Source organism: Arthrobacter sp. JCM 19049, assembly GCF_001310435.1.
The window spans coordinates 1-1,868 of record NZ_BAXF01000426.1; the positions used below are offsets into that span (position 1 = coordinate 1).

At 62.6% G+C, this 1,868-nt stretch carries 2 protein-coding genes; both read left to right on the top strand.

The window, feature by feature from the left end; all coding sequences use genetic code 11:
• Positions 1-98: 98 nt before the first annotated feature.
• Positions 99-767 carry a BCCT family transporter gene (locus JCM19049_RS20895; protein ID WP_279403182.1) on the top strand — a complete coding sequence of 223 codons (669 nt, stop codon included), beginning with the start codon at positions 99-101 and terminating at the stop codon, positions 765-767.
• Positions 768-796: 29 nt separating this feature from the next.
• On the top strand, positions 797-1,868 hold a 1,072-nt coding region (locus JCM19049_RS20900; RefSeq protein ID WP_279403183.1), incomplete at its 3' end, for a BCCT family transporter.

A 1,868-nucleotide genomic window follows, 5' to 3' on the forward strand; every position in this document is an offset into this window, starting at 1 on the left:
CGCGCGCGGGCGGCTCCTGCTGGAGGCCATCAGCGGAGCCATTACCACCTCCCTGCACATCGAGCTGCAACCGACCTTTCCCATCGGAGTGAAATAGCATGTCCATCAACGAAGCCGACCGGAAGCAACGACGCCTGGAAACCGAGGACCCCCAGGAGATGGGCAGCTCGTCGGCGCACAGGGAAGTTGAGGTGCCGCGATTTGTCGGGCGCATCATTCCACCGCTGGATCGCCTGCTGATCCGCACCATTCCCCCGCTGCTCATCGGCGCGGTCATCCTGTGGGTGTTGCTGAACCCCACCGGCGCCTCAACGGTGATCTCCGACCTGCGAACCTTCGTGACCGGGAAGTTCACTTGGCTGTTCATCCTGTATTCGGCATTCGCGGTCATTGTCTGCATCTGGCTTTCCTTCAGCAGGGTGGGGCGCATCCGTCTGGGCGGGCCCAAGGCGAAACCCCAGCACAGCAAGTTTGCCTGGTATTCCATGCTGTTCGCCTGCGGCCAGGGTATCGGGCTGATCTTCTGGTCGGTTGCCGAACCGATCATGCTGCGCGATGAGAACCCGGTGATTCCCGCCGGCGCAACGGGCGCCGCAGAGGGTGGGATCGTGTGGACCTATTTCCATTGGGGTCTGACGGCGTGGGCCATGTACTGCGTGGTGGCGGTCTGCCTGGCCTATTCGCACCACAACCTGGGCAAGACGTTGACCTTCAGGGAGGCCACCGTCGACATCCTGCCAAGTGGTCGCAGCGCGGCGCCGGCGTAGTAGTTGAGCTGCTGGCCATCATTGCCACGGTGCTGGGGCTGGCCACCTCCTTCGGGTTCGCGGCCCTGCAGTTCAGTTCCGGGATCACCTCCTTCACCGGAATCACCTCCAGCCCGATGATGTGGCTAATGGTCATCGCGGTGTTCGCCGGGATCACGGCGATTTCCGCGATCGTGGGCATCAACAAGGGGATGGCGCGCATATCGAGCCTGAACTCGATCCTCAGCATTATCCTGGTGGGCGCGGTATTCATCTTTGGACCCACGCTCTACATCGTGTCCAACCTGTCCCAGACCTTCGGCAGCTTCATGTCGAACTTCATTCACATGAGCCTGTGGACCGATGCGGGAAGCACCGCCAATCCCCTCAGCACCTGGCAGGACAGCTGGAACGGCTGGTGGACGGTGTTCATCTGGTGCTGGGTCATTGCCTTCTCGCCATTCGTCGCCGGGTTCATCGCCCGCATCTCCCGGGGCCGCACCATCCGCGAATTTGTCCTGGGGGTGACGGTGATCCCCACGCTGATCGTGATGATCTGGGTGGGCGTGATCGGTTCGGCCGCCATCTACTATGACGACCGCGCGGAGCGCGGCATCAGTGCCGCCGTAGCCGCCGACACCTCTGCGGGACTGTTCGCGATGCTGGACCATGTGCCGCTGATCGGCACGATCCTGCTGGTGGTGTCCACGATCCTGGTGGCCACCTATTACGTCACCTCCCTGGATTCGGGGATCTATGCGCTCAGCGAGTTTGTTTCGGCGCCCAACAAGTCCGGGCCCATCTTCCGGGTGGTGTTGGTGCTGTCCATCGCCACCGTGGCCACGGTGCTGCTGACCCTGGGCGGCACGGCGGTCGTCGATACGGTGCAGACCGGCACGATCATTGGGGCGTTCCCGTTCTCCTTCGTAATCCTCTTGATGATCGTCAATCTGATTCGACGTCTGCTCAAGCGCGACAAGGCGATCAAGCAGCTGGAAAAGGACATCAACAATCCCGACCCGTCGCTGATCTTCACCGCTGACCCCAGCGGTTCGGGCGCGCTGCTGCGCTCGCGAACCCAGAAGCAGCCCCCTCCGGCGGGACCCACATGGCCCCGACTCG

Excerpts from the sequence above, each read along its gene's own strand:
- JCM19049_RS20895 (WP_279403182.1), top strand. The coding sequence starts at position 99 with ATGTCCATCAACGAAGCCGACCGGAAGCAACGACGCCTGGAAACCGAG.